Raw genomic sequence first — 26,746 nt, 5'->3', positions numbered from 1 at the left:
GGCGGAGCGACGCGCGGCAGATGGGGATATATGGATCTGGCGTCGCGTTGGTCCGGTAATGGCCGGTAGTCTCGGACGATGCTTGAAGGCAAAGGGGCCCTGGTCACTGGAGGATCACGCGGCATTGGCCGGGCCATCGTGCAGCGGCTGGCCCGCGAAGGCGCGACCGTCGTTTTCTGCTATCGCGGCAACGAGCTGGCGGCCGCGGAGGTCGCGCAGGAGGTTCGGGCGGGCGGGGGCCAGGCCTATCCGGTCCGGGCCGACCTGGGCGACGCCGAAGCGGTGGCCGAGCTGTTCACCCAGGCCGAGAAACATCTGTCCGGGTTGGACATTCTAGTCAACAATGCCGCGGCGGAGTTCCCGCCGACGCCGCTGGCCGACCTGACCGAGGAGGACTTCGACCGGGTCATGGCGATCAACTCCAGATCGGTCTTCCTCTCCCTGCGCCACGCGGCCCGCCACATGCGCGACGGCGGGCGGATCATCAACATTTCCACCATCAACACGGTCTGGCCCAGCCCCGGCATAGCCGCTTATGCGGCAAGCAAAGGGGCGGTGGAGCAGCTGACCGCGGTGGCCGCGTGGGAGCTGGGCGTTCGCGGCATCACCGTGAACACGGTCTCCCCCGGCGCCACCGACACCGATCTGCTGCGCTCCACCAACCCGCCCGGGGTGCTTGAACGCGCCGCGCAGCTCAGCCCGCTGGGCCGGGTCGGGCAGCCCACCGATATAGCCGATGTGGTTGCCTTTCTCGCCAGCCCGGATGGCGGCTGGATCACCGGTCAGAACATCCGGGCCGGGGGCGGCATCAGATAGCGGGAGTGCGCGGGACTCCCGCCGTATCCGAGGAAAGCCTTAACAAAGAATGGTGATCCTGGACTTAGAAGTTAAGTTTCCTAATAATTAATCCATGAGCAAACTTAGATCAATAGTTTGTGCGTCCCTCATGGCCGCGGCGTGCGCGGTGGTCGCGGGCGCGCCCCCCGCCCAGGCGGCCAACCTGCTGAGCAACCCCGGCTTCGAGACCGGCTCGCTGGCCCCGTGGAGCTGCACCGGCGGGCTCGGCTCGGTGGTCTCCACGCCGGTCCAAGCCGGAACCCGCGCCCTGCAGGGCGCGGCCTCCTCCTCCGACAACGCGCAGTGCACCCAAACCGTTGCGGTGCAAGCGAACACGGCCTACGTGTTGACCGGCTGGGTCCGCGGCAACTACGTCTACCTCGGCATCACCGGCGGGGCGTCGACGTGGACGCCCACGGCCGCCGCGTACACGAAGCTGACCGTCAACTTCACCACCGGCGCCGGGCAGACCTCCGTCCAGGTTTTCACCCACGGCTGGTACGGCCAGGGCACCTATTTCGCCGACGAGATCTCCCTCGACGGCCCCGGTGGCGTCGGCGTGCCAAGCGCCCCGGGCACCCCGAGCGTCAGCGGCATCACCAACACCTCCCTCACGCTGGGCTGGGCCGCGTCCTCCGGCGCCACCGGCTACCGCGTCTATGAAGGCACCACCCAGCGCGCCCAGGTCACCGCCACCATGGCGACCATCAGCGGCCTGGCCGCGTGTTCGGGCCACACCTACACCGTGCGCGCCTTCAACTCCGTCGGCGAGTCCGCGCCCTCGGCGGCAGCCACCGTGACCACCACCGGCTGCACCACCACTCCCCCGACACCCGGCGGCCTGTCCGTCACCGGCACCACCAGCACCTCGATATCGTTGGCGTGGAACGCTTCCAGCGGCGCCACCGGCTACCGCGTCTACGAGGGCACCACCCAGCGCGCCCAGGTCACCGCGACCTCCGCCACCATCGGCAGCCTGGCCACCTGTTCCAGCCACACCTACACGGTGCGCGCGTTCAACGCCAACGGCGAGTCCGCCTCGTCAGCGCCGGCCAGCGCCACCACCTCCGGCTGCCCCAACACGGGCCTGCCAAAGCACGCGCTCATCGGCTACCTGCACGCCAGTTTCGCCAACGGATCGGGCTATCTGCGGATGGCCGACGTACCCGCGGCGTGGGACATCATCAATCTCGCTTTCGGCGAACCCACCTCGGTCACCTCCGGCGACATCCGCTTCCAGCTCTGCCCGGTCGCGGAATGCCCCGGCGTGGAGACCGAAGCCCAGTTCATCGCGGCCATCCAGGCCAAGCAGGCGCAGGGCAAGAAGGTGCTGCTCTCGATCGGCGGGCAGAACGGCCAGGTGCAGCTGACCACGACCGCGGCGCGGGACAGGTTCGTCAGCTCGGTCGCGGCCATCATCGACCGCTACGGCCTCAACGGTCTCGACATCGACTTCGAGGGCCATTCGCTCTTCTTCAACAGCGGTGACAGCGACTTCCGCAATCCCACCACCCCGGTCATCGTGAACCTGATCGCAGCCTTGCGTTCGCTGAAAGCCCGCTATGGCTCGGGTTTCGTGCTCACCATGGCGCCGGAGACCTTCTTCGTGCAGCTCGGTTACCAGTTCTACGGCGGCACCTGCGCCGGCTGCGACAACCGGGCCGGCTCCTACCTGCCCGTCATCTACGCGATGCGCAACGACCTGACCGTGTTGCATGTCCAGGATTACAACTCCGGACCCATCATGGGGCTCGACAACCAGTACCACACCATGGGCGGAGCCGACTTCCACATCGCGATGACCGACATGCTCGCCGCGGGGTTCCCGGTCGCCACCACCGGCATAACCTTCCCGGCGTTGCGGGAGGACCAGATCGCCTTCGGCGTGCCCGCCGCGGTCTCGGCCGGAAACGGGCACACCAGCCCGGCCGCCGTCCAGCAGGCGCTGAACTGTCTGGTGCGAGGCACCAACTGCGGCAGCTACTCGCTGCGCGGTGGCACCTCGCCAGACCTGCGTGGGCTGATGACCTGGTCCATCAACTGGGACCGCTTCTACAACTGGGAGTTCATGAACTCCCACGAACCTTTCCTCAACGCACTTCCTTAGAAAGAACTTCGGAGCGGGCGATCAGGCGTAGGCCACCGAGACGTCGCCCGAGGTCGATGTCACTTCGATCGCCCGCTCCGCCCCCGAGGCCCGGTCGACCGTGACGCTCCGGTCGCCCGAGGTTGTTTCGACGTCGACCCGGTACGGGCCGGACCCTGCCGGGACCTTCACCTGCGTGTCGCCCGACACCTTTGACACCAGCACGGTCTGCGGTGCCACCGCGAACACGAGCCGCACGTCGCCGGAGACGCCTCTTGTTTCCACTTTGGACGATCGCAGCCCGGTGCCCTGGATGTCGCCCGACACGGTCTCGACGAGGATCTGGCCGGCGGATCCGCTCAGCTGGATATCGCCGGAGACCGCATGCGCCTCGATCGGCCCGGTGATGTCGCGCACCACCACATCGCCCGCGGCGGTCTTGGCCACCACGTCGGTCGCGGGCGGAACCGTGATGGTGTAACGCATCGAGCAGTCATCGCGCTGCGCGTTGCCGCAGTTGTGCGACACCACCAGGGTGTCACCCTGCCACGACTCGTCCGCCTGCGGCCGGTCGTCCCCCGACCATCTCAGCTCGCGACGCACCTTCACCTCCCCCGCCGTGCCCGCCACCACGATGACATCGCTAGCTTCGAAATCGGTGAATATCAGATGTGAGATTGCTTGGCCAAAGATCTGCTGGGTGGTCTCGGTCTTCACGTTGCCCGGACGCAGCAGGCTCCACGCCACCAGCGCACCGGCAACCACGACGCCCACGGTGAAGGTGGCGGCGATGACGCGCCACGTCGATGCTGTACTCATTTTGGCCTCTCATTCAAGTGTTGCAGCACGGCCAGCACGCGGCGGTGGTCGCTGTCGGCTGGAGGAAGATCGAGTTTGGTGAAGATGTTGTTGACGTGCTTGCCTACCGCGCTTTCCGTGATGAAAAGGGCGGTGGCGATGGCCAGATTCGAGCGGCCCTCGGCCATCAGCGCGAGCACCTCCTGCTCGCGTTTGGTGAGCCTGTCCAGCGGACCTGAGCGGCGGCGCAGCAGCAGCTGGGACACCACCTCGGGATCGAGGACCGTGCCACCGGCGGCGACGCGGCGCAATGCCTCGAGGAACTCGCCGACATCGGCCACCCGATCCTTGAGCAGGTACCCGACCCGGCTGGTGTGACCGGACAACAACTCTGTCGCGTAACGCTCCTCGACGTACTGGGAGAGCACCAGCACCGCGATCGCGGGCCACTGCCGCCGCACCACCAGCGCGGCGCGCAACCCCTCGTCGGTGAAGCTGGGCGGCATCCGCACATCAAGGATTACCAGATCCGGCTGCAGTTCCTCTACTTTGGACAGTGTGGTCTCCGCCTCACCGGCCGCGGCCACCACCTCAAACCCGCTGGTGTCCAGCAACCGCACCAGGCCCTCGCGCAACAGCACCGAATCCTCGCCGATCACGACTCGCATGGCAGCTCCACTCTGATCACCGTGGGCCCGCCCAGCGGGCTTTCCACACTCCAACTGCCGTCCACCGAACGGATCCGCTGGGCCAGCCCGCGCAAACCCGTTCCGGCCAACGGATCCGCTCCGCCTCGCCCGTCGTCGCGCACCTCGATCAGCAGCAGGTCGCCGCGGCGGCGCACCTCGATGTCCACCGCCTTCGCCTGCGCGTGTTTGGCCACGTTCGTCAGCGCTTCGGAGATCACGAAGTAGGCCACGGCCTCCACGGTCGCCGACGGCCGCTTCGGCACGTCTACATTCAGCCGCGTCTTGACCGGCGATCTGGCGGCGATGCCGGACAGGGCCGCGTCCAGGCCACGGTCTTCCAGGACTGCGGGATGCAGCCCGCGTACCAGCTGCCGCAGCTCGGTCAGCGCCTGCTTGGCCTCATCGTGAGCATGCTCGATGGCTTCCCGCGCCTTCGGGTCCACATCGGTCAGAGTGGCGCGCGCCATGCCCAGGTTCATCGCCAGCGAGACCAGGCGCTGCTGTGCGCCGTCGTGCAGGTCGCGCTCGATGCGTCTGCGTTCGGCGTCGGCGGCGTCGACCACGTCGGCGCGGCTCTCGGTCAGATCCTGCACCCGCAACGCCAGCTCCTCCGCCCGGCTCAGCTGCAGCATCGCCTGAGCCGCCTGCACATCCAGCGCGGCCAGGCCGATGGCCAGCTTAGCGGCGGCATAACCAAGCAGCACAGCGATTATCGACAGGCCGGACCACGGCAGCGGATCGCTGAGCCGCATCCCGAGCATCCGCCCGTTGGGCGGGTTGAAAACCGGCAGCAGCACCGCCGCGCCCGCCGCCGACCACAGCGACACCAGCAGTGAAAAACCAATGACCGAAATCAAAAATCCAGCTATCACGTGGTACCAGACACCGCGCCACGCGGCCCGTCTGCTCGCCGCGGGCGCCAGCTTGAGCTCGACGCCAAGCAGCGCGGAGAAACGCGACCGCTGAATCACCGAGCAGAAGCGAGACACGGCGAGGATGTCATTGCGATAGGTCTTGCCCACCGGATGTCCCACGGTCACCATCGCAAACAACCCCGCACAGAGCACCAGGCTGCCCGTCACCACCGCGAGCGGGAACCCGGCCACCGTGTGTGCGGTGCCGTCCCAAGCCCGTCTGATCCCGTTCTGCATGCCACCACCGTAGAGATACCGGTCCCGGCAGGTCACGGTGGCAGGTTGCCGTCCCATGGTGGGGCTAGCACCACCCCGGCAACGGCAGTCTGCGTTACCGACACGGCCCCCGCCGAAAGGAAGGCTCATCGGCATGACTGAGTTTGTCGGAAAGATCTCCTACCGTCACCGTTGGCTGGTAGTGCTGGCCTGGCTGATCGTGATGGCCGGTGGCGTCGTCGCCGCCGGGACGGTCTTCGAGCGCATGGACGACAGCGGCCGTGCCGCGAACACCGAATCTGGCAGGGCTCGGGAGGTGCTCAGGGCGTCCACCGATCGCGGAGGCGACGTGGTCGCGCTCTGGGAGGGCATCGACGCCCAATCAGCGGCGGCCACGGCCGGGCTGACCAGAGCTGCCGCCGACCTGGCGGGGGTGGCCGGGGTCAAGCAGGTGGAGCAGCCCCGCATCGCCAGCGATGGCAAAGGTGTCGCGCTTCGGGTGGTGTTCGCCAAGGGCGAGGACGACTACGAGCCCGTCCTGGACCGGCTGCGGCTGCTGGCGCCAGAGGTGCCCGGGTCAACTGTCGCTTTTGGAGGAAGCCTGCTGCTCGGCGATCAGATCGATGACGCCGTCCAGGAAGACCTGGGGCGGGCCGAGTTGAGCTCGCTGCCGCTGACCGTGCTGGTCATGCTCTTCGTCTTCGGCGGCCTGATCGCGGCCGGGGTTCCGCTACTGGCCACGCTGGCCACCGTCGCCGGTGCTTTCGCTGTGCTGCTTGCGTTCTCGGAGTTCATCGGGATCGACGCCGACATCATCAGCGTGGTCACCATGCTCGGCCTGGCCCTGTGCATCGACTACTCACTGCTGCTCGTGGCGCGCTACCGCGAGGAGCTGGCCGCCGGGCACGAGCCGGCCGTCGCGGTGGCCCGCACCTGGGCCACCGCCGGGCGTACCATCGCGTTCAGCGCGCTCACCGTCGCCGCCGCCCTCACCGGGCTGTTCGCCTTCGATGTCGAGGAGCTGCGGGCTATGGGCGCCGCCGGGATCTCGGCCACCGTGGTGGCTCTGCTCAGCGCGCTCACGCTGACCGCCGCGCTGCTGCGCATCTTCGGCCGCCGGATCAAGCCCGCGAAGCGGGTTCCGCGCGGCGCCTTCTTCTCCGGCCTGGCCGCCATCACCCAGCGCCGCCCGCTCGTCTTCGCGCTCGGAACAGCGATCGTCTTGCTGGCACTCGGTTTCCCGCTGATCAACGCCACCTTGAAGGAGCCCGATCTGGAAGGCATCCCGCGCACCATCGAATCCGTGCGCGTCCTCGACTCGCTCTCGGCGCGCTACGGGCTCAGCGCCAACCCGGGTGTCGTGGTGGTCGCCCGTACCGATCCCTCTACTTTGGACACCTGGGCCGCCCGCTGGCGCGGTGGGCCGGTACGGGAGATCGAGCCGTCACGCGCGGTCGCTCCCGGCGTCGCTTCGGTCGCCTTCCACCTCACCGGCGACAACCAGGCTGCCCCCGCCCGCGATCTGGTCGCCCGGATGCGCGCGGACCGGCCCGCCGGCGTCGATTCCTGGGTCTCCGGCGACTCCGCCAACATCGTTGACCTGCGCGCCAAACTGGCTCAAGGGCTGCCCTACGCGCTGGCGGTGATCGTGGTGACCATGTTCATCCTGCTCTTCTTGATGACCGGATCTGTCGTGGTACCGGTAAAGGCGCTCCTGATGAACTTCGTCTCCCTCGGCGCCACCTTCGGCGTCCTGGTTGCCGTCTTCGAACACGGCTGGCTGGCCGGGCCGCTGGACACCCTCACCGTCGGCGGCCTGAGCCCGCACGTCATGGTCCTCGTCTTCGCCTTCGGCTTCGGCCTGTCCATGGACTACGAGGTCTTCCTCCTAGCCCGGGTCAAGGAGTTCGTCGACGCGGGCTACGACACCAACACCGCCGTGCGACGTGGCCTGCAAAGCAGCGGCCGCATCATCACCTCGGCCGCGCTGCTGATGCTCATCGTCTTCGGCTTCTTCGCCTCCGCCAAAATCGGCGACATCGAGCAGATCGGCCTGGGCCTCTTCGTCGCCGTGCTAGTCGATGTCACCATCGTGCGCTGCCTGCTCGTCCCCGCCACAATGACCCTGCTCGGCCGGCACAACTGGTGGGCTCCGCATCCGCTCCGCCGCCTCCACGCCCGCTTCGGCCTCCGCGAACCCGCCCCCACCCACCCCTAACCCATCACCACCCACCACAAACCCCACCCGCCGCCGGCCACCCAGGCCGGCGGCGGCAACGTCACCCCACAACCCACCCGCCGCCGGCCGCCCAGACCGGCGGCCTCGCGCCGAAGATCATCACGACCGCAGTGCGGTCTGCACTCCTTTCGCGCTGGATGATCACCCCGGGCGAGGGTGAGCACGACCAGGTGGGGTGGGGGTTCGTGGGACCTTTGCTCTGCACCCATAGGCGCACATCGACCATGAAGTTGCGCCTATGGGTGCAGAGCAAAGGTGCGGCGCAAGCAATGGTCATACCTGCGCGGTGGGGAGCGGCGCACGCCCGCGACAAGGCCGCGCGCACAAGACGGCGCGGGCGGCGTGGTTGTTGAGTAAGCGATCGGCTCGCCGCCGGGACGGGCATGGTGTTGGCGAGTGCGTCCATCTCTGCATCACCTGCCGAGTGCAGAGATGGACATACCCGCGAAAGAGCGGTCGCACCGGGCGATCCCGATTTGCGCCGGTGCGTGCGTGGTGGCGCGCCGCGAACTCCGGTGCGGCGACGAAGGGCCGAGAGCTTGAAGATGATCTAGCGGGTGCGGGGTCGGCGGCGCAGCCGCTGGGGGTGGCCAAGCACGGGCGTGGCGTTGCCGCCCGGGAGGTACGGCGAGGGACCACAACGTTGCGGCGCAAAAGAAGCGATTATCGTGCAACCAGGTCGGCTAGGGCAGTGAGGGTGGCTGAGCCGGGGGTGAGGTAGCCGTCGTGGCCGTCGACGCCGTTGGTGGGCAGCTCGAGGGCGTCGGCGGGAATCGGGCCGTGGCCTATGTTGCCTATGCGGAGGTGGGGGACGTGCCCGATCCAGTCGGTGGGGGCGGTGGCGGTCCACAGGCGGGCGTGGGGGCTGAGGTCGGTGGTGGCGCGGGCGCTGAGGCCGGGGCTGGCCAGGGCCACCAGGTCGGTGACGCGAGGGCCGAAGGCGGGTGCGGCCAGGGCCATGACGACCGTGCCGTAGCTGTGGCCGATTACGGTGACCGTCGCTTGTGGAGGGAGTGCGGCGACGAAGCGGGCCAGGGCGGCAGCGCCGTCCGCGGCTCGGTCCTGGCGGACGGCGGCCATGCCGAGGCCTTCGGGCGGGTCGTAGCCCAGCCACGCCACGACGGCGACTTGGGCCTGGGGGTGACGGGCCAGGATGGCCTCGCGTAGCGAACGGGCCTGCACCGCAGGCGCTCGGCGAGCCACCCCGCCGAGCCCGCGATCGAAGTCCGCCAGCGTCGTGTCGGAGCCGGGAACGAGCACCACGACATGGCGCGCGGAGGAAAGGTCGCCCAGCACCTCCACAGCGCGCCCATCGCCCGAAGGGTCGAAGGCGGCGAACTGGCGCGCGGCGGCCAGGTCGCCGTAACCGGCGTCGCGCATGGCCTGCGCCACCGCGGAATAGTCCCACGACACGGGCATGGGCTCGAGTGAACGTGCCTGCGCCGGAGTGAACAGCGCGGCCAGGAATACGGCTGAGGTCACAGAAACGTTGCGTCCCAAAGACATACGGGCAACGTTTGCGGTAGCCCCGCGGTCGGAGCGTCACCCCGGGGAGCCGTTCTAGCCGTGGCTCCCCGGGGTGATGAGGCCGCTCTCGTAAGCCACCACGACCGCCTGCGCCCGGTCGCGCAGACCCAGCTTGCCGAGGATCCGCCCAACGTGGGTCTTCACCGTCTGCTCAGCGACCACGAGCTGAGCCGCAATCTCCTGATTGGACAGACCCTGGGCGATCAGGGCGAGCACCTCGACTTCGCGCGTGGTCAGCGCCTGCAACGTGGGCGGCGTCTGACCGCCGGGCATGGGCCTGCGCGCGAAATCCTCGATGAGCCGCCGGGTCACCGATGGCGCGAGCAGCGCCTCGCCCCGCGCCACCACCCGCACCGCCTGGACCAGCTCGGCCGCGGGCGCGTCCTTGAGCAGGAAGCCGCTGGCACCTGCCCGCAGCGCGGCATAGACGTATTCGTCGAGGTCGAAGGTGGTGAGCATGAGCACCTTCGCGGAGCCATCGGCGGCGATCATCCGGGCCGCTTCCAGGCCGTCCATGCGCGGCATCCGGACATCCATCAGCACCACGTCCGGCTGGCTCTGCCGCGCCATCGCCACCGCTTCGATCCCGTTGGCGGCCTGCCCGGCGACCTCGATGTCCGGCTGCGCGCTCAGCAGCGCGGCGAAGCCCTCACGCACCATCTCCTGGTCGTCGGCGATGAGCACCCGGATCACCGCGGCCCACCCGGAATCGTTGCCACGACAGCGAAGCCGCCGTCGTCGGTGGGACCTGTCCGCAGCGTCCCGCCGAGCAGCTCGACCCGCTCCCGCATGCCGACCAGGCCGTGTCCCGTGCCCTGGGGGCTGGGCGCGGGCGCGCCGGGGCCGTTGCGCACCTCGACGCGTGTCTGCCGCTTCGTCGTGGTCACCGTCACCTCCACCGGCGCTCCGGAGGCGTGCCGGGCCGCGTTGGAGAGCGCCTCCTGCACGATCCGGTAAGTCGTCAGCCCCGTGGCTGCCGAAGGCGACGGGCCGGAAATGGCGGTGGCGACCTGCATTCCGGCCTGCCTCGCCGACGCCACCAGATCGTCCAGATCGGACAGATCCGGTTGCGGGGTCAGCTCCGGCTCGGTCTGCTCGGTGCGCAGCACCCCGAGCAGCCGCCGCAACTCGGTCAGGGAATCGCGGGCCGTCGCGGCCAGCGCCAGGAACTCGTCGCGGGCCGGGTCGGGAAGGCCGGGCAGGCGGTAAGGCGCGGTCTCGGCCCGCACCGCGACCAGCGACATCGAGTGCGCCACCACGTCATGCAGCTCCCGCGCGATCCTGGTGCGCTCCACCAGGATCGCCTCCCGCGCCTCGGCTATCTCGCCCCGTTCGCTTTGCACCACAAGGGCTCGCTGCAGCCGGCGTCGGCGGCCGATCTGCTCGCCGAGCACCAACAGCACGGCGATCAGAACAGTCGCCGCGGCGGCGTTGTCCGACCGAATCCACACCGTGAGCGCAGCGCTTACGCCGATCCAGAAAATGATCCCAGGCGGCTCGCGCAGTGCTACCACAAACAAAATGACGATGGCGGCCAGCGTCTGCACCGGATTCCACGGCCACGCTTGCTCCTGCGTCTGGCCGAAGCCGCCGATCAGCAGGCCGGCGAAGGCGAGCCGCCATGCCCACAACGGCTTGCGCCACAACACCACTAGCGACAGCACGGTCACGAAGGCCAGCACCATCGAGACGGGGTTGGACAGCTCCGGGGCCGCCTCCAGGTAGAGGCCCACGCCGGCCAGCACCAGCGGCAGCCGAATCCACCAGCGCTTTATCGGGGGCAACGGCTGAGCCGGATCGGCGCCCCATAAGACGGTGAGCAGGTCCCAGCCCAGGCGCCGCAAGACGCTGGCCAACTTCGCCAATCTGGCGCGCCAGGCGGGAGCCCACGTCATTTTCTCGCCACGTTCGCTCGGCGTGACCTCGGCCCGCTGAAACCGGCGGCGGCCGATGTGCTCGCCGAGCACCAGCAGCACGGCGATCAGAACCGTCACCCCAGCGACGTTGCCTGGCTCGACCCGAAACGACACGAGGAGCACAACGCTTACGCCCGAACAGAAAATCACCCCCGGCGGCTCGCGCAGGGCCACCATCACCATGACCGCGATGGTCACCAGCACCTGCACCGGATTCCACGGCCACGCCTCCCCCGAGGTCTGGCCGAGGCTGCCCACGAGCAGCCCGACGTAAGCTATCCGCCACGCCCACAACGGCTTGGCCCACAACACCAGCAACGGCAGCACCGTCACCGCCCCCAGGGCCATCGCCACCGGCGCGGACATGTGCCGGGTGTCCTGCAGGTATTTGGCGGCAAGCGCCAGCAGGCCGGCCGCGGCCAGCACCAGCAGCGGTCGCAGCCACCGGCGCCGCAGCGGCGGCAGTGGTGCGGCGGGATCCGCGCCCCAAAACAGGGTGAGCAGATCCTTGCCCAACCGCCGCAAGATGCTGATCATGGCCGCCACTCTAGCCTTGCGGGCCCGCGCCGACGTCACCCTGCAGAGCTAGCTCTCGGTCATACCCCGGTATCAGAGCAGCGCCGCCAGCAACGCCAATCCGGCCGGCACTATCTGCAGCGCCGCCCCGCGCCACATCCGGCGCTGCGAGGCCAGCAGCACCACGCCCGCCCCCACCATGCAGGCGCAGCTGAACAACGCGATGGCCTTGCCCGCGGCCCCGCCCGCGATGACCCCGCCGATCGCGCCCAGCGCCAGGAAAAGGTTGTAGAAACCCTGATTGAAGGCGAAGGTTTGCAGCTGAGGGGTGTTCGCGGCGTTGCCGAGGAAGAGGCGCTGCACGTTCGGCCGGGTGAACAACACGCTTTCCATGAGAAACACGCCGACGTGGAGCAAGCCCGCCAGCACCGCGAAAATCTGGGTCGCCACATTCATGGCATCAGTATGAAGTCGGCGAAGTCGAACCCCGGCGCCACCACACAGCTGACCAGAACCTCGCTGCTCGATGCCGGTACGGCCGCCTGCCACACCCCGCCCGGGACCACCGCCTGCGGACGCTGACCAGCCTCGATGTCGGGCCCGAGCACTATCTCGCCGGTCGCCTCGGGCCGCTCGCCTTCGCCGCCGAAGCGCAGGGTCAGCGGGCCTCCGCTGTGCCAGAGCCACAACTCCGCAGAGCGCACCACGTGCCAGCGCGACTGCTCGCCCGGCCGCAACAGGAAGTAGATCGCCGTTGCCGTGGCTCTTTCTCCTGGGTACCCGTCTGGCGTGAAACTCACCGGGGAACGCCACGTCTGCCTGTACCACCCGCCCTCCGGATGTGGTTGCAGGTCAAGAAGCTCAGCGGTGCGCGGACGTTGATCCATCCGCCCAGTATGACCGTCACTGTGGCGTGAGCCGCGACCAGCTTCGCGCGTCGAGGTCGATGGCGAGCGCGTCGGGAAGCCGCAGGTCCGCCCAGAATTCACCCGGATCGTCCAGGCCGATGCGGGCGGTCAGCCACACCGTCATCGCCATGCCGTGGCTCGCCACGACCAAGGGCCGATCCGGGTAGGACGCGATCGCCTCGTCGAACCGGGCCACCACTTCCGCACGCCGCTCCCAGTCCGGATGGTCCACACCGTCCACATAGGCCCGGCGGACCACCCGAAAATCGTCACCGAACGCCTCAACCCGGTGCACCTCATTGAACCGCGTGTCCGAGATGACCGGGCCGGCATGCTCCAGCGTCTGAATCGCCTTCGGCTCACCACTGGCGACCAGCGTCGCCCCCTGCGGGAACACCAACCGGCCCGCAGCCGCCCGACCCTCGTCGCTGAGCACCCAGCGATCGGGCAACATCAGCGGCTCCACCACCGGCATAGCGTGCCTCACCACCACCAGCATCCGCCGATCCTAGTGGCTAGGCTTACGCCCGTGAGTTTGCCGATGGTGGATTTGTCGCGGCCGATGCGGGAGGTGGCGCCGCGGATAGCGGCGGCGTGCCGGGACAACGGGTTCTTCTACCTGACCGGGCATGGCGTGCCGGGCGAGCTGCTGGCCGGGCTTGATGCCGCGGCGCGGGAGTTCTTCGCTCTGCCCGAGCCGCAGAAGCTTGAGATTGCGATGCAGCACGGTGGCAAGGCGTGGCGCGGGTTCTTTCCGGTGGGCGCGGAGCTGACCTCGGGAAGGCCAGACCTGAAGGAGGGGCTGTATTTCGGCAGCGAGCTACCGGCCGGTCACCCGCTGCCGCTGCACGGGCCGAATCTGTTTCCCGCCGCGGTCCCGGCGCTTCGGGAGACGACGCTGCGTTATATGGAGGCGCTGACCGCAGTCGCGCAGCAAGTCATGCGCGGCGTGGCGGTCAGCCTGGACCTGGACGAGGACTACTTCGCCGCCGGCTACACCGCCAACCCGACCGTGCTGTTCCGGATCTTCCACTACCCGCCCGCCGAAGCCGGTGACGACGGCTGGGGAGTGGGCGAGCACACCGACTATGGCCTGCTTACGCTGCTGGCGCAGGACAGCAACGGCGGTCTTCAGGTCAAGGCGCCGGGCGGCTGGATCGACGCGCCGCCGGTGCCGGGAACGTTTGTCTGCAACATCGGGGACATGCTCGATCGGCTGACCGGCGGCTACTACCGCTCGACCCCGCACCGCGTGCGCAATGTGTCGGGCAATGAGCGGCTGTCCTTCCCGTTCTTCTTCGACCCCGACTTCGCCCAGGAGGTCCCGCCGCTGCCGGGCCGGGCGCGGGCTGCTGCGATGGGCGAGCCTCGCTGGGATGGTCAAGATCTTCAGGCCTTTGCCGGTACCTACGGCGACTACCTCATAGCCAAGGTGTCGAAAGTTTTCCCGCAACTGCGGGCACTACCCTAGAGCCCATGCTGGTCGTTCATGCCCTGTGGCGTTCCGGCCGGCTGGCGCTGTGGGCCGAGGACCCGGCGCTGCCCACCCAGGCCGGTGGTGGCGAGCACCCTTTTGCGGTGCGGCTGCCCGGCGGCGAGGCCGATACGGTGACGCTGCACCTGCCCACGGTGGAAGGACGGCCCGCCGACTCCCCCGAGCTGGTACGCCCGGACGAGCCGCCGAAGACCAAGAAGCTGACCCTCAAGCCGTGGCAAGTGCCGGTCTCGTTGCACGAAGACTTTCCCGACGGCGACTACGTGCTCGGCTCCAGCGTGCGTCACCTGCAGCAGGTGGCCGCCTTCGCCGACGACCTGGTCAGGCGCGGCCGCACCCTGCCCTGGATCATCCCCGCACCCGCCGCAGGCGAAGCGGGGGCCGGTGGGCTGCGGGCGGTGTGGCGGCCGGTGTTGACCGGCAGCGACGCGCACTGGGCGCAGGCGCTGGCGCACGCGCAGCCGCCGGTGGCGCGGGCCGACACCGGTGAGGGCAGCGTCGCCCAGGCACTCGACGATCTAGTCGATCTAGCCGCAAAACGCTTGCTGCGCAAGGCAGGTGTCGACGACCAGGGCTGGGTGCGGGAGCTGCGCGGCAGCGCGCTGGAGCTTCAGGGTGAGCTGCGGTCGTGGCAGCGCGATGCCGCGGGCGGTGCGGTGCGCGCCTGCTTCCGCCTGGTCGAGCCGGCCGAGGAAGAGGTGGATTGGCGGGTCGAATTCGCGCTGCAGCCTGTCGACGAGCCGAGTCTGGTGATCCCGGCGCAACGGGTCTGGAAGTCGCGCAAGCTGCCGGCCACGATTACCTCGCCGAAGCAGACCCTGCTCGCCGAGCTGGGGCGGGCCACCCGGCTGTGGCCGAGGCTGGCCGATGCCCTCGCCACGGCCCAGCCCGAGGAGATGGAGCTCGATTCCGCGGCCGCGCACGGGTTTCTGCGCGAGGCCGCGCCGCTGCTGCACACCGCGGGATTCGGGGTGATGCTGCCGAAGTGGTGGGGCAAACCCTCGTCTCGGCTGGGGCTCAAGCTGAAGGCTTCGAGCAAGAGCTCCCCGGCGACGGTGGCCGGCAAGAGCGCGGTGGGGCTGGATTCCCTTGTCGATTTCAGCTGGGAGGTGTCGCTGGGCGACGAGCCTCTGTCGGAGGCCGAGCTGACCGAGCTGGCCGAGCTGAAAGCGCCATTGATCAAACTGCGTGGGCAGTGGGTGGAGCTGGATACCAAGCGGCTGGCCAACGGGCTCAAGCTGTTGCGCGAGGGCGGCCAGATGTCAGTGGCCGACCTGCTGCACGCCGGGCTGTCCACCGAAGACACTTCGCTGGGCCTGCCGGTGCTGGAGGTCAGCGCCGACGGCTCGCTGGGCGATCTGCTCTCCGGCGCACAGGTCAAGCTCATCGAGCCACCCAACGAGTTCGTCGGGCAGCTGCGGCCTTACCAGCAAAGAGGCTTGTCCTGGATGACGTTCCTGCAGTCGCTCGGGCTCGGCGGGGTTCTGGCCGACGACATGGGCCTGGGCAAAACGGTGCAGCTGCTGGCGTTGCTCGCCCATCCCGACAGCGGCCGGACCCTGCTGGTGTGCCCTATGTCGCTGGTGGGCAACTGGCAGCGGGAGGCCGCCCGCTTCGCCCCCAAACTGCAGGTCCACGTGCACCACGGCGCCGACCGCAAGCTCGACCCCGAGGCCGATCTGGTGATCACCACGTATGCGCTGGCTGCCCGCGACCTGGCTCAGCTGCGCGAGGTGCCCTGGGACCGCATTGTGGTGGACGAGGCACAGGCCATCAAGAACGCGGCCACCCGGCAGGCGGTCGCGATCCGGGCCATCCCCGCCCGGCACCGCATCGCGGTCACCGGCACGCCAGTGGAGAACAGGCTCGGCGATCTGTGGTCCATCATGGAGTTCGCCAACCCGGGCCTGCTGGGCAACGCCTCTGCGTTCAAGAAGGCTTATGCGGTACCCGTCGAAAGGCATGCGGACGCAGAAGCCGCGGAACGGCTGAAGAAGATCACCGGCCCGTTCATCCTGCGCCGCCTCAAGACCGATAAGTCGATCATCTCCGATCTGCCCGAGAAGCTGGAGATGGAGGTGCTGTGCAACCTCACCGCCGAGCAGGCCTCGCTCTACCAGGCCGTGGTGGAGGACATGATGGACCGGATCGAAAACAGTGAGGGCATCGAGCGCCGGGGCCTGGTGCTGGCGACGATGACGAAACTGAAACAGGTCTGTAACCATCCGGCCCAGCTGCTGGCCGACGGTTCCCGGCTCACGGGCCGCTCGGGCAAGCTCGCCCGGCTCGAGGAGATCGTCGAGGAAATCCTTGCCGCACAAGAGAAGGCGCTGCTTTTCACCCAGTACGCCTCGTTCGGCACGATGCTGCGCTCGCACCTGTCGGCCAAGTTCGGCCGCGAGATCCTCTTCCTGCACGGCGCGGTGAGCAAGCCCGAACGCGACGCGCTGGTGCGCCGCTTCCAGTCGACCGAGCCGGGATCGCCTTCGCTTTTCGTGTTGTCGCTCAAGGCGGGTGGCACCGGCCTGACCCTCACCGAGGCGAACCACGTGATCCATGTCGACCGGTGGTGGAACCCGGCGGTGGAGGACCAGGCGACCGACCGCGCGTTCCGCATCGGGCAGCGCCGCAATGTGCAGGTGCGCAAGTTCGTGTGCGCCGGGACGGTGGAGGAGAAGATCTCCACGATGATCCAGGACAAGCGGGGCCTGGCCGCGCGCATCGTCGGCACCGGCGAGGTGGCGCTCAGCGAGATGTCCACCGACCAGCTGCGCGCCATGTTCACCCTCGACGCCGATGCGGTCAGCGAATGACCACTCCGAGCGGGTCGCCTTTCCCGGCCTATGGGAAAACCAAAAAGGTGGAAGGTGGTATCAAGGCGCGCAGCGTGCGTGGCACGATCGGCGAGACCTGGTGGTCCCGGCGGTTCATCGCCGTGCTCGAGTCGCTGGGCGTGGGCGGGCGGCTGGGGCGAGGCAAGAACTACGCCCGTCAAGGTCAGGTGCTGTCCCTGGAGGTCGCGCCGGGGGTGGTTTCGGCGGTGGTACAAGGCTCCCGCGACGAGCCTTACACGCTGACGATCAGATTCGCACCGGTGCCGGACTGGCGGCCGGTCGAGGACGCCATCGCCGCTCGGGCGCTGTTCAGCGCTCAGCTGCTGGCCGGCGAGATGCCCGCGGCGCTGGAGGAGGTCTTCGACGCGGCCGGGGTTCCGCTGTTTCCCCGGCGCTCGCGCGATCTCGTTATGCAATGTTCATGTCCGGATTACGCCGTGCCGTGCAAGCACATCGCCGCGACCTTCTATCTGCTGGCCGAGGCGTTCGACGCCGACCCGTTCCAGATTCTGCTCTGGCGTGGCCGCGGCCGCGACGAGCTGCTGGCCCACCTCGGCCCGGCCACGCTTTTCGAGGAACAGGTGCCAGGCGTCTTCGACGAGGTGAGGTTGCCCCCGCTCGACGAGGTCATCGATCGTTACTGGGTCGCCCCAGTACCCCTGCCCACTCGACCGACCACATTGGACACTGCAACGGATCTCCTGCTGCGCCAGCTTCCTACGCCTGGGGCGGGGTTGGGTGGCTCCGCCCTGATAGAGCGCCTTCGCCCGCTCTATGCGGCATTCGCCGTTGAGGAGTAGCGGTCTTGGTTTTGGGGAACAGGCGACCCCGTGCCGAAGGATGGTCTTGAAGGCCGGTTGGGCAATGTCAACCGCGTCTGGGAAGGTAAGAGGGTGAGTGCACCTATGCCGGAACGAGCCCGGCTCGTAGCGGCAGCCGCAAAGCGCTGGCAAGAAGCCCTGGTCGATGACTCAGGCCGCAATCAGCTCGCCTACTACCGCGAGCTCAAAGCGGGCACCCTGAATCTTGTTGATGCCAAACCGGAAGCCGTGGCGCAATTGCTCGCCGGAGTGGCTGTCAATCTCAAAACGCTCTTCCCCGACGTCGACATACGCAAAGACGCGTTGCGGCGGGTTCGGGCAATCCGCAAACAGATGCGGATTTGGGCCGAAGAGCGCGGAGTCGAGGTCGGCTATCTGGCTTCCGGAATGGCGACCTGGGACGAGCTGGCTCGCAGCCCGCACGCGCCTGTGCTCTTACAGCAGCTGAGCATCCGGCCCTCGTCGCTGGCGGAGACCGATTTCGTGCTCAAGGCCGACCCGGAGCCCTCGGTCAACCCGGTGTTGCTGCACAAACTCGAGAAGGATCACGGCCTGGTGATCAGCGCCGAGGAGCTTCTCGACCTCGATCCGGAGGAGCTGTACCAACGGTTCCGCAAGCTCGCCATCGACGTGCCCCGCTTCGCCATCCATCCCGGTTATCTGGTGGGCACCTTCACCTACGCCAAGCTGCCGATGGTCGACGACATCGGCGGGCACCTGGAGGCGCTGACGAGTCACGATGTGATCGCCGCGCTCGCCGGTGACCACGACGCGCTCAATTCCCTTGCCGCCACTAGCCAGATCCCGATCGACGAGCCCGATCATGTGGTGCCCGCCGACGAGCTGCTGGTGCTCGACGCCGACTCCTCGCAGAACTATGCGATCAATGCGGTGATCGCCGGCCATCACCTGGTCATCAAGGGCCCTCCCGGCACGGGCAAGAGCCAGACCATCGCCAACATCATCGCGGCGCTGGCCGGCCGCGGCCGCTCCGCCCTTTTCGTGGCCGAGAAGCGCGCCGCCATCGACGCCGTGCTCGACCGCCTCGAGCAGGTAGGCCTCGACGACCTCGTGTACAACCTGCACGGCGAGCAGGCGAGCCGGCGTGAGCTGGCCAAGTCGCTGGAGATGCGGCTGCACCGCGCCCGCACCGAGGCCCGCCCCAACACCATCGACACCGATCACCGCCTGCAGGCCACCCGCACTCCCCTGGTCGATCACCACGACGCCATGCACCGCCTGCACGAGCCGTGGGGCGTTTCGGCCTTTATCGTCCAGGCCTACCTGATCGGCATGCCCGCCGAGGCCAAGTCGCCGACCCGCTGGACCGGGGAAGAGCTGCAGGCACTGCACGGCGAGTTCGCGGAGAAGGTCGGCTCGGCCATCCTCGAACTGGCGCAGCTGCCGGTCACCGGGGCGTGGGCGGCGAGCACCGTGATGGATCGGATGGCCGCCCAGGAGGCCTACGAGCTGGCCGGGCAGGCGTCGACGCGGTGGGTTCAGGCGCGGCAGGCCGTCGCGAAGCTGACCGCGGAGCTTGGTCTCAAACCCATCGGCACGCCCGCCGAGGCGCGCGCGGCGGTCCAGCTGGCCACCGATGTCAACTTCACGCTCTCCCGGATGAAGGACAGCTGTTACACCACCGAAATCGGCGGCTGGGACGGGTTCTGGCAGAAACGGCGCACCACCAAGCAGCTCAAGGAGCTGTGGCTGGCCCGCAAGAAGCCCAATCGGGAGGCGTTGCAGAAGACCGCGCAGGCCATCGCCGATCAGAAGCAGCGCTGGGCCCGGCTCAGCGTCGACGGCAAACCGCCGCGCTGGTCGGCCACCCTGCCCGAGGCGCAGCAGCTGCTGGCGGCCGCGCTCGACTCGCTGACCCGGCTGCACGCGCATGTCCCGCTCGGCGAGCTGGAGCTGCACCTTGACGAGCTCGCCGGCGATCAGCAGAACCTGCTGAATTCGGTGCGGCGCAACGAGATTCGTGCGTTCCTGGCGCCGTGGAAGGTCGACCAGCTGCTCGACGGTGAGCCGCAGCTCGCCGACCAGCGGTTCACCTACGCCTGGTTGCAGTCCATTTTGGACCACCTGCGGTTCGCCGATGAGCACCTGGGCCGGTTCTACGGCAGCGCTTTGCACACCCAGGCGGCGCAATACCGGCAGGCCGACAAGGATCACCTGGTGACCGCGGCGGCGCGGGTGCGGTACCAGGCTGCCATGAAAATGATTGAAGTCCTTGACGCGTATCCGGATCAGCAACGCCTGGTACGCAGCGAGGCCTCCAAGAAGACCCGGCACATGACCGTGCGCCGCCTGTTCGAGCAGGCGCCAGACGCCCTGATGGCGCTCAAGCCGTGCTGGGCGATGAGCCCGCTGCTGGCCAGCCAGGTGCTGCCGGCGCGCAACCTGTTCGATGTCGTCATCTTCGACGAGGCGAGCCAGGTGGAACCGGTCGACGCGATCACCGCCATCATGCGCGGCAAGCAGGTCGTGGTCGCCGGTGACGAGCATCAGCTGCCGCCGACGGCTTTCTTCCAGCGCACCGCCGACGACGACGTCGCCTACGACGAGGACCTCGACGGTCTGCTCACCGAGGACATCGAGTCGCTGCTGCAGTCCTTCGCCAACGCGCTGCCGCTCAGCCAGGTCAAGCACCTGGCGTGGCACTACCGCAGCCGCGACGAGCGCCTGATCGCCTTCTCCAACGCGCATATCTATGCGCCCAACGGCAACCCGCTGGTCACCTTCCCCGGCGCCGACACCGGCGACTGCCTGCGCCACGTGCTGGTCACCCAGGCCAACTCGGAGGTCGATCGGGCGGTCAAGCTGGTGCTGGAGCACGCCGAGCAGCGCCCGGACGAGTCGCTCGGCGTCATCACGATGGGCCTCAAGCACGCCGAGGCGGTGGAAACCGCGCTGCGCCAAGCGTTGGCGAAACGCTCGGATCTGAGCAAGTTCTTCGCCGAGTCCAATGTGGAGCCGTTCTTCGTCAAGAGCATCGAGCGGGTACAGGGCGACGAGCGCGACGCGATCATCCTGTCGGTGGGCTACAACCGCAACCTCGACGGCCGTATGGCCTACCGTTTCGGCCCGCTCAACAACAAGGGCGGCGAGCGGCGGCTCAACGTGGCCATCACCCGGGCCAAGCACCGCACCACCGTGGTCAGCTCGTTCCGCCACGTCGACCTGGATCCGAACAGGCTGCGCTCCTACGGCGCCAAGCTGCTGGGCGCCTACCTGGAATACGCGGCCACCGGCGGCCAGTCGCTGGCCGGGCGTCTGCACGGCGCGGTGACGCTGAACCCGTTCGAGGTCGATGTGCGCGACAAGCTCATCGATGCCGGCATCCCGCTGGTGGCGCAGTACGGAGTCAGCGGTTTCCGGATCGACTTCGCCGCGCACCACGCCGGTAACCCGGAAAGGGTGGTGCTGGCGATCGAGGCCGACGGCGCCTCGTATCACGCCTCCCCCACCGTGCGTGACCGGGAGAGGTTGCGCCAGCAGCACTTGGAACGCCTCGGCTGGCGCTTCCACCGGATCTGGTCCACCGACTGGTTCACCCAGCGGGAGAAGGAGATCGCGCGGGCGGTCGTGGCCTACCAGGAGGCGCTCGCCGCGCCCGCGCGCACGGTCGCGGTGACCACGAACGCCCTGCCCCCGGAGACGCTGGCCACCGGCACACCGCGTGGGCCACGGCCCGAGCTGCCGTCCTACGAGGAGATCGCCGATCTGCCCGACCACGTCCTCGCCGAGCTGATCACCTGGATCGAGAGCGACGGGCTCAACCGCACCGAGGAGGAGGTGGTCGCCGAGACCATCAACGAGCTCGGATTCCAGCGGCGCGGCACCCGGATAGTCGAGGCGATCGTGCGTGCTCGCCGCCTCAGCCGCCCGGTCATGCCGACAGGACAGGAATAACCACACAGATTCCGGGATTGTCGCCCAGCCGGACGAGATAGCGGTAACTCTCGCCCGGCTGGACTCCGCCCTGGGTGTCGAGATAGTCCCAGCCGACCGTGACCAGCGTGAGCACGTCGGTGATCTTTTCCATGCCACCGATGTTCGGTTTCGCGTCCACCAGGCCCCTGGCCTCGTAGGTGTCGGCCGATCCGGAGAAGGCCGCTTCGACGTCCGCGCTGTCTTGCACCGGCAGGCTGCGGCCGTCGCTGACCACCAGCGCCGGCGTGGCGTAACAGGACGCGATCGCGCTCAGATCACCGCTTCCGAGAGCTGCGCCGTATCGGACGAAAAAGTCGGTGATCTGCTTTTCGCTCATTCCCTACGCTTACCACATACTGACTGAATGTTTTCCGTTGACGAAGCGCGACAGCGTCTGCACGCCGTGCTACCGCGCATCGATGAGCTCATCGTGCTTCGGGCCGATCTGGCGGAGCTGCGCGCCGACTTGAGCACCGAAGGCTCCAGCCCGCTGGGCGGCGTGGCCGAGGCCAAGGCGCTGGAAGCGCGCATCTACTCATTGCTCGAATATCTGAGTGGCCAGAAGATACAAGTCAAAGGATTCGCGCCGGTGCTGCTCGACTTTCCCGGCGAGCGCGACGGGGTGCCCGTGTTGTGGTGCTGGCTGGAAGGCGATTCGGACATCACCTGGTACCACCGCAGCGACTGTGGCTTCCCAGGCCGCCGCAGGATCTAGGCCAGCGCCCGGCATAAGCTGAGCGTTATGAGACTCTTGCGGGCCATGGGCGCTCGCATTTCGGGTGACCGCGCAGCGCGGGTCGCCGCATCGCCCAACTTCGACGGCAAGGTCTTCGTCAACCGCACCCCCGCCAGCGTTCTGCCGCCCGGCTCGGGTCCCAAGATCTTCCGCGAGATGTTCTTCGGCAAGGAAAGGCGCAAGCCGTCCGGTGCCGTGCCCATCGTGCGACCCTCTTCCACCGATTGGGAGCTGACCCCCGGCGGGCTCAGCGTGATCTGGCTCGGCCACGCCACCTCGCTCGTGGAGATCGAGGGCCACCGGGTGCTGCTCGACCCGGTGTGGAGCCTGCGCTGCTCGCCCACCTCCTTCGCGGGGCCCAAGCGCCTGCACCCGATGCCCCTTGCCCTGGCTCAGCTGCCCGCCCTCGACGCGATCGTCATCTCCCACGATCACTACGACCATCTCGACATGGCCACCGTCCGCGAGCTCACTCTGACTCAGATGGCTCCTTTCTTGGTACCGCTGGGAGTCGGCGCCCATCTGGAGCGCTGGAAGGTCCCGGCCGACCGGATCATCGAGCTGGACTGGAACGAAGAGATCACGATCGGCGGCCTGCAGTTCGTGGCGACCGAGGCGCGTCACTTCTCCGGGCGCAGCCTGCGGCGCAACGACACCCTTTGGGGATCCTGGGTGATCGCCGGAAAGCAGCGGCGCGTCTTCTACACCGGCGACACCGGTTACTTTCCCGGCTTCGCCGAGATCGGTTCCCAGCACGGCCCGTTCGACCTCACCCTGATTCAGATCGGCGCCTACAGCCCTTATTGGCCCGACATTCACATGACCCCCGAGGAGGCCGTGGCCACCCATCTGGATGTGCGCGGTGGTCTGCTGCTTCCCGTGCACTGGGCCACCTTCAACCTCGCCCTGCACTCGTGGGGTGAGCCGGTCGACCGGATCTGGCGGGAGACCAAGCAGCACGACGTCACGCTGACCGTTCCCAAGCCGGGCGAGCGCGTGAAGGTCGACGACCCGTCCGAGGTCGACGGCTGGTGGCAGGCACTCGCCTAGCCCTGTTTGACGAAAGCTCATCAAACAGTCTCACTTCCGGATATATATCTTGAATGGATCTATTACGGACAAAACGCACCATAGCTGCGATAGCAGCCGTGAGCGCATTCGCTACCGCAGCGCTCATCGTGCTCACCGCGGGCCAAGCCAGCGCTAGCCCGGAAGCGCCCACCGCCTCGGCTCTGGGCTTCAACATCTTCACCGCGGGCAACGCCACGCTGACCAACAACGAGACCGAGGGACCGGTCGCCATCGGCGGGAACCTCACCATCGGCGGCAACTACCAGGTCGCCGGGAACTCCACGGGCACGTTCTTCGCCCCGAACGAAACCGTGCCCAGCGCACTGGTCATCGGCGGCCAGGTCAACTTCGCCGCCAGTCAACCCTTCCGGCTGCAGGTGCTCTCCGGCGCCTACGCGAAGGTGGGCAACCTCAACAACGCCGACGTTCTCATCAACGACGGCAACGGAGCTCAGGTCAACACCCGCATCGTGGCCAACAACGCCGCCTACGAATCCGTCCCTCGGGTGGAGCTGACCGTTAGGCAGCCCGTCGCCTCGGTCGGCCCGACCTCACCCATCGACTTCGCCGCCGCCTTCGCGGACTTCCGCAGCTCTTCGGTTTCACTTGCGGGCTGCACCAACAACGTCATCCTCACCAACGCGCAGGGCGAGGCACTACCCCCCACGCTGCCGCCGAACACCAACGCGTTCATCAACCTGACCCCCAACGTCACCAACGTCCTGAACATCACCGCCGCCAACCTGAACAACATCGACATTCTGACGTTCCAGCCGACACAGCCCAGCGCGAACACACCGATGCTGATCAATGTCAATACCGGTCCTGGGAATGTCTTCAACTGGAAGGTGCCCAACCAGGCCGGGACCAGCGGTGTCCACGCGCCCTTCATGTTCTGGAACTTCCCGACCGCGACAGCCATCACCCAGGTGGCGAACTCGGCGACGCTGGAGGGCACGCTCTACGCGCCCAACGCGAGCCTCACCGACGTCAGCGCGGCCAACAACGAGGGTCAGGTCATCGTGGCCAGCCTCGTGATGGGCCCCGACGGCGGCGAGGTGCACCCCTTCCCCTTCACGGCCACCCTCAACTGCAGCGGCCTGCCCACGCCGAGCATCGTCACCGACGCCTCCCCCGATGTGACCCGCAGCGGGTCGATCAGCGACACGGCGACCCTCACCGGCGGAGCGAACCCCACCGGCTCCATCACCTTCAACCTCTACGGCCCCAACAACATTACCTGCTCCGGCACGCCCGTCTTCACGTCGACAATCCCCGTCATCGCCGGCACCAGCTCTTACACCTCGGCCAGCTACGTCCCCACCCAGGTGGGCACCTACAGATGGGTAGCCGTCTACAGCGGGGATGCCAACAACAATGACGCCTCCACCGCCTGCAACGACCCGAACGAATCCGTGGCCATCACCGAGGCCATAGCCACACCCACACTGGTCACCGATGCGTCGGACGACGTGACCCTCGGCGGGTCGGTCACCGACTCCGCGATCCTCGCCGGCGGCCAGAACCCGACCGGATCCATCATCTTCCGCCTTTACGGCCCCAACGACCCCACCTGTACCGGCCCTTCGATAGTCAGCACGAGACCGGTCAACGGCAACGGCACCTATACCTCTGACATCGCGACCCCTAGCCAGGTGGGCACCTACCAATGGGTGGCCGGCTACGGCGGCGACGCCCTCAACAACCCAGCCGTGACCGCGTGCAACGACCCGGCCGAGGCCGTCACCGTGACGTCCAACGTCGTGACACCGACGCTGACCACGGTGGCGTCCGACGACATAGTTCTTGGCGGATCCGTCACCGACACGGCCAACCTCGGCGGCGGCCTGAACCCCATCGGCGTCTTGACTTTCACGCTCTACGGCCCCAACGACCCGGACTGCACGGGCGTGCCGGCCACCACCAGCACCCGCATCGTCATCGGTAACCGTTCCTACACCTCGGACGCCTTCACCCCGACCCAGGCGGGGACCTATCAATGGGTCGCCTCCTACAGCGGTGACGCCGACAACAACCCGGTCACCACCGCCTGCGACGACCCGGCCGAGTCCGTCGTCGTCACCACCACGCCGGCCACACCGAGCATCACCACCGATGCCTCACCCGACATCACGCTCGGCGGCTCCATCACCGACACCGCCAACCTCGCCGACGGCGATAGCCCAACCGGGTCAATCACTTTCGACCTCTACGGCCCCAACAACGCCACCTGTGCCGGCCAGCCCATCTTCAGCACGCAAACCAGCGTCAACGGCAACGGCCCCTACACCTCGGCCCCCTTCACCCCGACCCAGGTGGGCACCTACCAATGGATCGCCACCTACAGCGGCGACGCCAATAACGCGCCGGCCGACACCGCTTGCGGCGATCCCGCCGAGCAGGTCGTCGTCAAGAACAAGAAGAAGCACAAATCCTTCTGGGACATGTGCTTCGACGCCCCGTGGTTCGGCCACGATCTGGTCGACTGGCTTCCAGGACTGCCCTTCGGCGGCTGGTTCAAGCCGTAGCCGGAGCGATCAGCGGTTAGGCCCGGCGGTTGCCGGGCCTAACCCTTGAGGATCGCGGTCACTCCGCGCAGGAAGCTCTCCCGGTCGGGGGTACCGGTGAGCACCCGCTGCAACGCATAGGCGGGCATCATGCCGAACAGGACCGCGCCCATCGCCTCCGCGTCCGCCGATGCCGAAAGCTCGCCGCGGGCCTGCGCGTGCCGGGCCAGTTCCACGAAGTGGCCCCGGATGCGGCCGTAGGCGCCGCTGACAAATTTGGCCAGCGCCGGGTCGCGCATGGCCTCGGCCCAGACCTGGATCGCCAGCCGGAACACGCCGTCCGGCCCGGTCTGGGCGTCGACGAAGCTCAGCGCGCGCCCCAGCGTCGCGGTGACGGACAGGTCGCTGGCCACCAGGTCGGCCAGCGCCTCGTCGACGCCGCCGACGACCTCTTCGGCGATGGCGGTCACGATCTCGTTCTTGCTTTTGAAGTACCGGTACACCGCGCCGACCGACAACCCCGCCTCCGCGATCACGTCCTGCATCGAGGTGGCGTGGAAGCCGTTGCGCAGGAAGCAGGTGCGGGCCGCGTCGAGGATCTGGCGCCGGCGGTTGGCGAGGTGCTCGTCGGAGACGCGTGGCATAGCTCTCATCGTAAAACGAACGCTCGTTCTTGACGAATCCCGTGCCGGATGTCAGG

The 26,746-nt window shown here is 67.9% G+C and carries 21 protein-coding genes; 10 read left to right on the top strand and 11 right to left on the bottom strand.

The features are described 5' to 3' along the window. Positions 1–78: 78 nt before the first annotated feature. On the top strand, positions 79–816 hold the full coding sequence (locus Rhe02_RS23255; protein WP_203910438.1) for an SDR family NAD(P)-dependent oxidoreductase: 738 nt from the start codon (positions 79–81) through the stop codon (positions 814–816). A gap of 94 nt (positions 817–910) precedes the next feature. Next, positions 911–2,944: a fibronectin type III domain-containing protein gene (locus Rhe02_RS50970; RefSeq protein WP_203910437.1), complete on the top strand. Its 2,034-nt coding sequence runs from the start codon at positions 911–913 to the stop codon at positions 2,942–2,944. A 21-nt stretch (positions 2,945–2,965) separates the two neighbouring features. Here Rhe02_RS50970 and Rhe02_RS23245 read toward each other — a convergent pair whose 3' ends face one another. The 3 genes from Rhe02_RS23245 to Rhe02_RS23235 are packed head-to-tail and all read right to left on the bottom strand — an operon-like array spanning position 2,966 to position 5,561. After that, a complete protein-coding gene (locus Rhe02_RS23245; protein ID WP_203910436.1) occupies positions 2,966–3,742 on the bottom strand; it encodes a DUF4097 family beta strand repeat-containing protein in 777 nt (258 codons plus the stop codon). Next, the gene (locus tag Rhe02_RS23240) at positions 3,739–4,389 is read right to left on the bottom strand and encodes a response regulator transcription factor (protein ID WP_203910435.1); all 651 of its coding nucleotides are present in this window, start codon (positions 4,387–4,389) and stop codon (positions 3,739–3,741) included. Before Rhe02_RS23240 ends, Rhe02_RS23245 begins: the two co-directional genes overlap by 4 nt. Beyond that, positions 4,377–5,561, bottom strand: a complete 1,185-nt coding sequence (locus tag Rhe02_RS23235) for a sensor histidine kinase (protein ID WP_239124001.1) — start codon at positions 5,559–5,561, stop codon at positions 4,377–4,379. The genes Rhe02_RS23240 and Rhe02_RS23235 overlap by 13 nt, the downstream gene beginning before the upstream one ends. A 133-nt stretch (positions 5,562–5,694) precedes the next feature. Between Rhe02_RS23235 and Rhe02_RS23230 the strand changes: the two genes are divergently transcribed. Beyond that, a complete protein-coding gene (locus Rhe02_RS23230) occupies positions 5,695–7,758 on the top strand; it encodes an MMPL family transporter (RefSeq protein ID WP_239124000.1) in 2,064 nt (687 codons plus the stop codon). A 684-nt stretch (positions 7,759–8,442) separates the two neighbouring features. On the opposite strand, the gene Rhe02_RS23225 is transcribed toward Rhe02_RS23230, so the two are convergent. From Rhe02_RS23225 to Rhe02_RS23200, 6 genes are all read right to left on the bottom strand, one after another. Continuing rightward, positions 8,443–9,261 (bottom strand): alpha/beta hydrolase, encoded by an 819-nt coding sequence (locus Rhe02_RS23225; protein ID WP_203910433.1) that lies wholly within the window; start codon positions 9,259–9,261, stop codon positions 8,443–8,445. Positions 9,262–9,339: 78 nt separating this feature from the next. Further along, entirely contained in the window at positions 9,340–9,999 is a 660-nt protein-coding gene (locus Rhe02_RS23220) for a response regulator (RefSeq protein ID WP_203910432.1), read from the bottom strand. Next, positions 9,996–11,759 carry a sensor histidine kinase gene (locus Rhe02_RS23215; protein WP_203910431.1) on the bottom strand — a complete coding sequence of 588 codons (1,764 nt, stop codon included), beginning with the start codon at positions 11,757–11,759 and terminating at the stop codon, positions 9,996–9,998. The genes Rhe02_RS23220 and Rhe02_RS23215 overlap by 4 nt, the downstream gene beginning before the upstream one ends. Before the next feature lie 72 nt (positions 11,760–11,831). Then, the gene (locus Rhe02_RS23210; protein ID WP_203910430.1) at positions 11,832–12,194 is read right to left on the bottom strand and encodes a DUF1304 domain-containing protein; all 363 of its coding nucleotides are present in this window, start codon (positions 12,192–12,194) and stop codon (positions 11,832–11,834) included. After that, entirely contained in the window at positions 12,191–12,625 is a 435-nt protein-coding gene (locus tag Rhe02_RS23205; protein ID WP_203910429.1) for a cupin domain-containing protein, read from the bottom strand. Before Rhe02_RS23205 ends, Rhe02_RS23210 begins: the two co-directional genes overlap by 4 nt. A 16-nt stretch (positions 12,626–12,641) precedes the next feature. Then, on the bottom strand, positions 12,642–13,145 hold the full coding sequence (locus tag Rhe02_RS23200) for a histidine phosphatase family protein (RefSeq protein WP_203910428.1): 504 nt from the start codon (positions 13,143–13,145) through the stop codon (positions 12,642–12,644). Positions 13,146–13,175: 30 nt separating this feature from the next. Between Rhe02_RS23200 and Rhe02_RS23195 the strand changes: the two genes are divergently transcribed. From Rhe02_RS23195 to Rhe02_RS23180, 4 genes are all read left to right on the top strand, one after another. Then, on the top strand, positions 13,176–14,117 hold the full coding sequence (locus Rhe02_RS23195; RefSeq protein ID WP_203910427.1) for an isopenicillin N synthase family dioxygenase: 942 nt from the start codon (positions 13,176–13,178) through the stop codon (positions 14,115–14,117). A 5-nt stretch (positions 14,118–14,122) separates the two neighbouring features. Then, entirely contained in the window at positions 14,123–16,954 is a 2,832-nt protein-coding gene (locus Rhe02_RS23190) for a DEAD/DEAH box helicase (protein ID WP_203910426.1), read from the top strand. Further along, positions 16,951–17,775 carry an SWIM zinc finger family protein gene (locus tag Rhe02_RS23185; RefSeq protein WP_203910425.1) on the top strand — a complete coding sequence of 275 codons (825 nt, stop codon included), beginning with the start codon at positions 16,951–16,953 and terminating at the stop codon, positions 17,773–17,775. The genes Rhe02_RS23190 and Rhe02_RS23185 overlap by 4 nt, the downstream gene beginning before the upstream one ends. A 93-nt stretch (positions 17,776–17,868) precedes the next feature. Continuing rightward, positions 17,869–21,711 carry a PDDEXK-like endonuclease domain-containing protein gene (locus Rhe02_RS23180; protein ID WP_203910424.1) on the top strand — a complete coding sequence of 1,281 codons (3,843 nt, stop codon included), beginning with the start codon at positions 17,869–17,871 and terminating at the stop codon, positions 21,709–21,711. Here the strand turns inward: Rhe02_RS23180 and Rhe02_RS23175 are convergent. Beyond that, positions 21,689–22,069 carry a DUF6841 family protein gene (locus Rhe02_RS23175; RefSeq protein WP_203910423.1) on the bottom strand — a complete coding sequence of 127 codons (381 nt, stop codon included), beginning with the start codon at positions 22,067–22,069 and terminating at the stop codon, positions 21,689–21,691. The two genes, Rhe02_RS23180 and Rhe02_RS23175, sit on opposite strands and share 23 nt — an antisense overlap. Positions 22,070–22,096: 27 nt before the next feature. Here Rhe02_RS23175 and Rhe02_RS23170 point away from each other — a divergent pair, with 27 nt between their 5' ends. The 3 genes from Rhe02_RS23170 to Rhe02_RS23160 all read left to right on the top strand — a co-directional run bounded on the left by Rhe02_RS23170 (position 22,097) and on the right by Rhe02_RS23160 (position 26,067). Next, a complete protein-coding gene (locus Rhe02_RS23170) occupies positions 22,097–22,447 on the top strand; it encodes a DUF2203 domain-containing protein (RefSeq protein ID WP_203910422.1) in 351 nt (116 codons plus the stop codon). 27 nt (positions 22,448–22,474) lie between these two features. Then, on the top strand, positions 22,475–23,518 hold the full coding sequence (locus tag Rhe02_RS23165) for an MBL fold metallo-hydrolase (protein ID WP_239123999.1): 1,044 nt from the start codon (positions 22,475–22,477) through the stop codon (positions 23,516–23,518). 98 nt (positions 23,519–23,616) lie between these two features. Continuing rightward, positions 23,617–26,067 carry a choice-of-anchor A family protein gene (locus Rhe02_RS23160; protein ID WP_203910421.1) on the top strand — a complete coding sequence of 817 codons (2,451 nt, stop codon included), beginning with the start codon at positions 23,617–23,619 and terminating at the stop codon, positions 26,065–26,067. A gap of 38 nt (positions 26,068–26,105) precedes the next feature. Here Rhe02_RS23160 and Rhe02_RS23155 read toward each other — a convergent pair whose 3' ends face one another. Beyond that, a complete protein-coding gene (locus tag Rhe02_RS23155; RefSeq protein ID WP_203910420.1) occupies positions 26,106–26,690 on the bottom strand; it encodes a TetR/AcrR family transcriptional regulator in 585 nt (194 codons plus the stop codon). Positions 26,691–26,746: the final 56 nt, after the last annotated feature.

The sequence above is a fragment of the Rhizocola hellebori genome (assembly GCF_016862955.1).
Lineage (GTDB): Bacteria > Actinomycetota > Actinomycetes > Mycobacteriales > Micromonosporaceae > Rhizocola > Rhizocola hellebori.
This window is presented reverse-complemented; position numbering and strand designations above follow the sequence as displayed.

Excerpts from the sequence above, each read along its gene's own strand:
- Rhe02_RS23215 (WP_203910431.1), bottom strand. The coding sequence starts at position 11,759 with ATGATCAGCATCTTGCGGCGGTTGGGCAAGGATCTGCTCACCCTGTTT.
- Rhe02_RS23230 (WP_239124000.1), top strand. The coding sequence starts at position 5,695 with ATGACTGAGTTTGTCGGAAAGATCTCCTACCGTCACCGTTGGCTGGTA.
- Rhe02_RS23205 (WP_203910429.1), bottom strand. The coding sequence starts at position 12,625 with ATGGATCAACGTCCGCGCACCGCTGAGCTTCTTGACCTGCAACCACAT.
- Rhe02_RS23200 (WP_203910428.1), bottom strand. The coding sequence starts at position 13,145 with ATGCTGGTGGTGGTGAGGCACGCTATGCCGGTGGTGGAGCCGCTGATG.
- Rhe02_RS23210 (WP_203910430.1), bottom strand. The coding sequence starts at position 12,194 with ATGAATGTGGCGACCCAGATTTTCGCGGTGCTGGCGGGCTTGCTCCAC.
- Rhe02_RS23190 (WP_203910426.1), top strand. The coding sequence starts at position 14,123 with ATGCTGGTCGTTCATGCCCTGTGGCGTTCCGGCCGGCTGGCGCTGTGG.
- Rhe02_RS23170 (WP_203910422.1), top strand. The coding sequence starts at position 22,097 with ATGTTTTCCGTTGACGAAGCGCGACAGCGTCTGCACGCCGTGCTACCG.
- Rhe02_RS23185 (WP_203910425.1), top strand. The coding sequence starts at position 16,951 with ATGACCACTCCGAGCGGGTCGCCTTTCCCGGCCTATGGGAAAACCAAA.
- Rhe02_RS23240 (WP_203910435.1), bottom strand. The coding sequence starts at position 4,389 with ATGCGAGTCGTGATCGGCGAGGATTCGGTGCTGTTGCGCGAGGGCCTG.
- Rhe02_RS23155 (WP_203910420.1), bottom strand. The coding sequence starts at position 26,690 with ATGCCACGCGTCTCCGACGAGCACCTCGCCAACCGCCGGCGCCAGATC.
- Rhe02_RS23165 (WP_239123999.1), top strand. The coding sequence starts at position 22,475 with ATGAGACTCTTGCGGGCCATGGGCGCTCGCATTTCGGGTGACCGCGCA.
- Rhe02_RS23255 (WP_203910438.1), top strand. The coding sequence starts at position 79 with ATGCTTGAAGGCAAAGGGGCCCTGGTCACTGGAGGATCACGCGGCATT.
- Rhe02_RS23175 (WP_203910423.1), bottom strand. The coding sequence starts at position 22,069 with ATGAGCGAAAAGCAGATCACCGACTTTTTCGTCCGATACGGCGCAGCT.
- Rhe02_RS23245 (WP_203910436.1), bottom strand. The coding sequence starts at position 3,742 with ATGAGTACAGCATCGACGTGGCGCGTCATCGCCGCCACCTTCACCGTG.
- Rhe02_RS23235 (WP_239124001.1), bottom strand. The coding sequence starts at position 5,561 with ATGCAGAACGGGATCAGACGGGCTTGGGACGGCACCGCACACACGGTG.
- Rhe02_RS50970 (WP_203910437.1), top strand. The coding sequence starts at position 911 with ATGAGCAAACTTAGATCAATAGTTTGTGCGTCCCTCATGGCCGCGGCG.